Origin of the sequence: Candidatus Magnetaquicoccus inordinatus (assembly GCF_004217665.1) — a bacterium.
Lineage (GTDB): Bacteria > Pseudomonadota > Magnetococcia > Magnetococcales > Magnetaquicoccaceae > Magnetaquicoccus > Magnetaquicoccus inordinatus.
Genome location: NZ_RXIU01000234.1, coordinates 1 through 5,504, shown reverse-complemented (window position 1 = coordinate 5,504; position 5,504 = coordinate 1). Strand labels below are relative to the sequence as shown.

Here is a 5,504-nt window from a genome sequence, read left to right as displayed (position 1 = left end):
TGTCCTTTACCTTCTCCCACAACAATACCCGACGCAACGCCGCCTCCACCAAACCATCCTCCTCCTCCTTGCTGAACCGCTCGTCGGCTGAACGGTGCAGGCGATGGCCAAACAATACATTATCATACAGGGAAATCGGTAACGGGTTGGGACGCTGAAAAACCATCCCTACCTGCTTGCGAAGCTGCGCCAAATGAACATCCGGATCATAAATATTCTTGCCCAACACCTCTATAGCCCCATCAATCCGGACATATCCCAAACGTTCATTAATCCGATCCACACTGCGCAACACAGTCGATTTGCCACATCCACTGGGGCCGATCATCGCCGTGATGATCCATCTCTTGATCTGTAAATTGACCGCAAACAGCGCCTGATAGTGACCATACCAAAGGTTCAAATCACGTGTTCTGATGGCAATGTCTGCTGCTGACTCCTGACTGCTCATCCTCTGCTTTCACTCCTCTCCTCGTTGCAGCAGCACTACTCAACCAAAGCGACCCTGCAGATAGTCCAAGGTGCGTTGATCCTGAACCTGACCCTCAAATAACGCTTCTGTCTCCCCAACCTCAACACACTCGCCATTGAGAAAAAAGGCCGTGCGCTCTGCCAATCGGTTGGCCTGCTGCACCAGATTGGTCACCAGAATAATGGTCATCTGCTGTTTCAACTCTTTCAAGACATCTTCAATGCGCATGGTGGTCACCGGATCCACGGCAATGGAAAACTCATCCAACATCAAGACTTCAGGATCCTGAGACAAGGCACGGGCTATGGTCAAACGCTGCTGCTGGCCCCCTGACAACAGACTGCCCAACGCCTGCAGCCGATCCTTGACCTCATCCCACAACGCAGCACGGCGCAAAGAGCGTTCGACAATCTCATCAAGCAGAGAGGGCTTCTTGATCCCCCGCAAGCGCGGAGCCAAAGCCACATTGTCATAAATCGATAACGGCAACCCCACCGGAAGAGGAAATACTACCCCAATCTTGCGCCGCAAGGCATATACATTGCGCCAAGAACGGGTATCTATACCATTGAACAAAACGCTGCCACTGACCGACATGTTGTGGCGCAACAGATCCATACGGTTAATCGCCTGCAAAAACGAGCTTTTGCCACTGTTGGCCGGACCGATAATGGCAAATATCTCGTTGGCGGCAATATCCAAACTGACTCCCGAAAGAGCGGTCGTCGTCCCATAGTGTATGCTCAAATCACGAACCGCTACCTTGACCGTTGCCTGTGCCTCCTCTCTCTCTGCGCTTGCAGGGAGAGCATCAGCAGTAGAAATGGTTGAGGTTGTTGATAAGACGACCGCTGCGGAAGAGTGTGACAAAGGGCTTTTGGGCTCTTCGTTGTGGTGCGCCGTTGACTGGTTGCTCATTCTCTTACCTTCGGATGCAAAAGGAGATGCTTGCCTACCACTTTTTCTTGCTGCGCAGATGCATGCGCAGGGCAATAGCGCCGGCATTGATCAACAGCACAAGCGCAAACAGCACCAAAGCCACGGCAAAGGGAATCTCCTCGGGCACATCAGGAACCTGGGTGGAGATGGTAAAAAGGTGCAGGGCCAAGGCCATGGTTTGATCCATAACCCCGGAAGGGAGATAGGGCAGAAAAAATGCCGCGCCCGTAAACATGATAGGCGCCGTCTCCCCGGCAGCACGCGAAACCTGCAAAATGATCCCGGTCAAGATTCCCGTCAAAGCGTTGGGTAAAACCACATGGCGTATGGTCTGCCAGCGGGTCGCCCCCATATTCCAGCAGGCCTCCCGGAAGGCTTGTGGTACCGCTTGCAGCGACTCCCAGGAGGAGACAATCACCACAGGCAGAGTCATCACTGCCAGGGTCAAACTGGCAGCCAGAATGCTGGTTCCCAGACGAAAAAAGGCCACAAAGGCCCCCAAACCAAACAAGGCGTGCACAATGGAAGGGACTCCCGCCAGATTGATGGTGGCCAGATTGATCACCCGGGTCAACCAATGCTCCTGTCGCGCATATTCGCTCAGATAAATGGCAGCCGCCACTCCCAAAGGCACAGAGGCCAATAGCGAGATCGCCACCAACCAAATGGTGCCCAACAGCGCCGGAAAGATCCCTCCCTCAGTCATGCCATTGCTGGGAAAGGTGGTCAAAAACTCCCAACTGAGCGCCGACCACCCCTTTTGCAGCAAAATAATGACTATCATGACCACCGGAATTACCAGCAACAGCGCCATCAAGGCAAACAAAATCATGAACAGATGTTGCAAGCGATCATTCTGCCGGTTGATGGCTTCGGCACGAAAAAGGGACCAATCGAGGGGCTGAGAAGGAGTCATGGAGTGCTCATTGATTCTTGATGCCGCGCACAATAAAGTCGGCACTCATGTTGATCAAAAAGGTGATGGTAAAGAGAAAGATGCCAATGGCAAACAGCGCCTGGTAGTGATCGGATCCCACTGGCGTCTCCCCCAATTCGGCCGCAATGGTTGCAGTCAAGGCCCGGATGGAGTCAAAAGGGGAGCTGGGAATGGTCAACGCATGGCCGCTGGCCATCAATACGGCCATGGTCTCGCCAAAGGCGCGGCCAATCCCCAGCAAAGCTGCCGACAACAATCCATTTTTGGCGGCTGGCAACACCACCTTGTAGACCACCTGCCACTTGCTGGCACCCAATGCCTCGGCAGCTTCACGATAGGTATCGGGCACCGCCTTGAGCGCATCTTCAGCAATCGAGGTGATGATCGGTGCGGCCATCAAACCCAGAATCAGACCGGCATTGAGCACATTCAGACCAATGGGCACATCAAAGGTATCAATCAGCAACGGATTGATCAGCATCAGACCAATAAAGCCCCACACCACAGAGGGAATAGCCGCCAGCAGCTCGATGATCACCTTCAACCACTCGCGCATTCTGCCACGGGCAAACTCGGCTATAAAGATGGCTGCCGCAAAGGAGAGAGGCAGGGCTACCGCCATGGCAATCAGGGTCACTGCCGCTGTACCGGCAACCATGGCCAGAGTTCCATAGGTGGCACGAATCGCCGAAGTGGGTCGCCATTTTGGCGACAGAAAAAACTCGGCCCAATCCATCTGCTGGATGATAAATCCCGACCCCTCTTTGAACACAAAGATAAAGATCCCCAACACAAATACCACCGCAGAAATGCCACACAAAAACATCAGCAAACGAAAAAATTGATCGATATACCAATCCCGATCCCGGGCATCATCGAGAAGAGTGCCGAGGGGAGGTGCCGAGCGAGGTTGCTCCATCTTATACCCCCTCCTCTCCAACCAGGAGAGTCATCAGCTCGGCCATCTGCACTACCAGAGCCTGCTGTATGGCTTCGACACTGCTGGCGTTTGCCTGCTCCAGATCAGACACGCTGCCGACCTGCCACTGCAAAACTGTGGTATGAAAGGGAATGGTCAGCCCATAGTGGCTGATGGGATTATTCAGAGTGACAAGAATGTGAATATCATGGAGGGCAGGAAGCAGTTGCGCCAGCGACTGCACCTGCTGCTGGGGCAGAGTCAACCCACGCTGCTCCATGAACTGTTGCACCGCCGGATGCAGCGTGGCCGCCGGTTGCAGGGCGGCGCTGCGAAAACGGGCCACCTCTCCATAACCTTTGCGCGCCAGCAGCTCCGCCAGCAGAGCCAGAGAGCCCTCCCCGCTCTCCAAAAAGGCGATTTCATGCAGGCGTACCGGTACGGTTTCTCCAGCCAAAATAAAGAGCACCGCTTCACAGATGTTGGCGGCACGGTTGCTGACCCGCTCCAGCATATAGGCAATACTCTGCATATCCAGCAATTGAATCGCCTTGTCGCGGCCATTTTCTGCACTCTCTGTAGAGATCAGCTCTTCATAAAAACGGTTGAGATCAAGCGTCACCTGCTTGCTGTTGGTCAAAGTGGAGCGCGCCAAAGCCACATCCTCCTTGGCAAAGGCCTCCATGCTTTTGTACAAAATATCCTGGGTATGATGGGCCATCTCTTGCAGATGGCGCTGTATGCTGCCGGTGGGAATGGTTTGCAGATGAATGGTCTCTCTGGCGATGGTACGGGCATAATCTCCGACCCGCTCCAGTTCGATGATCATTTGCATGACCGAGGTGACCAAACGCAGATGGCCGGCGCTGGGCAGGTGACGGGCAATAAAAAAATGACACTGTTTATTCAGACGCAGACATTGCCGATTGATCGGAAAGTCACGCAACACCGTCCACTGCGCCAGGGTATACTCCCCCTGAAACAGAGCCTGCAAACTATCGCTCAAGGCTCGGCTGACCATCTCGCCCAGCTTAATAATCTCTCCGCGCATGGAGTTGAGATCCTGTTGCAGTTTTTGTTCATAAACAGCCATCGCTTCTATCATCTCCTTGATCAAGAGAACAGGCAGGGCAGAGAAAAAGCATGCCACTCAGGGAGGGCAGTGCAGCTCATGCACCGGGGCATAGCCTTTTTTGCTGATCAGGCATTGCCCAGCGGCAGACATCACCCAATCCAGATAGGCTTTGATTTCGCCACTGGGAGCGCCATTGGTATACATAAACAGAGGGCGGGCAATCGGATAGCTCTTGTCCACCGATGTGGCGACAGTGGGAGGCACCGCTTTTGCCTGCTCATGCACTTTAATCCGCAACATTTTGGTATTTTTGCTGGCATAGGCCATGCCGCTGTAACCGATGGCACAAGGGGTCTTGCCGACTAAATCGACTACATCCTTGGAGCCGTGCATATCATGGGTTCCTAAAACAAAATCATTTTTTCGCAAAACCGCTTCGCGAAAATATTCATAGGTTCCCGAATTGTTTTGTCGGGAGAGGAGAATAATTTTTTGTTTCTGGCAACCCGGAACCTCGACAGCCAATTGTGGCCAACGGTTGATGGTACCGCCATCGCCATACATGGCGGCCAGTTGCTGTAAAGAGATCTCTTCCATAGGATTGTTTTTATGCACAAATACTGCAAGGGCATCATAAGCGATGATCAACGGCTGTGGATGGCTGCCCTTTTTTTCCGCCAACTTTATCTCTTTTTCTTCGATAACCCGACTGGAGTTGGCAATATCCACCGTACCATTGATCAAGGCGGCGATACCGGTACCGCTGCCACCACCAGTAACCGCAATGGCCACATCAGGCTTGACCTGTCGATAAGCCTCGGCCAACGCCTGGGCCACATTGACCAGGGTGTCGGAGCCTTTATTCTGGATCATGCTGGTCGCGCTCAACAGAGGCGACGAAAACAAAAAAAGAGCGGCAGTCAGGAGAGCAACCCTCTGTTTGTTCATCTTTTTTCCAAACCACGCAAGGGGAATAGGTGCTGCAATAGCGATTGCTGCAGAATGCCTCATGTGCGACGATAAAGGCAAGCAGGAGTGTAGACAATAGGCTGTTTTACGGAGCTCGGCAAACAAAATGTGTCAGGGCAATCGCATTTGAAAATCAGAAAATTATTATGGAGGTCCAGGAGGAGATTATCTCCTCCTGGTGGGTGCAGGGCAA

General features: G+C 53.1%; 6 protein-coding genes. All 6 read right to left on the bottom strand.

The genetic code is table 11. The annotated features are described in order from the left end of the window. A partial coding sequence (locus EJP87_RS13650) for a phosphate ABC transporter ATP-binding protein (protein ID WP_130472422.1) occupies nucleotides 1-451 on the bottom strand: 451 nt, incomplete at its 3' end. A 39-nt stretch (nucleotides 452-490) separates the two neighbouring features. Continuing rightward, nucleotides 491-1,390, bottom strand: a complete 900-nt coding sequence (locus tag EJP87_RS13645) for a phosphate ABC transporter ATP-binding protein (protein ID WP_130472421.1) — start codon at nucleotides 1,388-1,390, stop codon at nucleotides 491-493. 34 nt (nucleotides 1,391-1,424) lie between these two features. Next, on the bottom strand, nucleotides 1,425-2,327 hold the full coding sequence (gene pstA / locus EJP87_RS13640) for a phosphate ABC transporter permease PstA (protein WP_130472420.1): 903 nt from the start codon (nucleotides 2,325-2,327) through the stop codon (nucleotides 1,425-1,427). A 7-nt stretch (nucleotides 2,328-2,334) separates the two neighbouring features. Then, nucleotides 2,335-3,267: a phosphate ABC transporter permease subunit PstC gene (gene pstC / locus EJP87_RS13635; RefSeq protein ID WP_130472419.1), complete on the bottom strand. Its 933-nt coding sequence runs from the start codon at nucleotides 3,265-3,267 to the stop codon at nucleotides 2,335-2,337. Between the two features lies 1 nt (nucleotide 3,268). After that, nucleotides 3,269-4,360, bottom strand: coding sequence for a phosphate signaling complex protein PhoU (gene phoU / locus EJP87_RS13630; protein ID WP_193771393.1), 1,092 nt, complete (start codon nucleotides 4,358-4,360; stop codon nucleotides 3,269-3,271). A 57-nt stretch (nucleotides 4,361-4,417) separates the two neighbouring features. Continuing rightward, nucleotides 4,418-5,290 carry a PstS family phosphate ABC transporter substrate-binding protein gene (locus EJP87_RS13625; RefSeq protein WP_193771392.1) on the bottom strand — a complete coding sequence of 291 codons (873 nt, stop codon included), beginning with the start codon at nucleotides 5,288-5,290 and terminating at the stop codon, nucleotides 4,418-4,420. Nucleotides 5,291-5,504 lie beyond the last annotated feature (214 nt).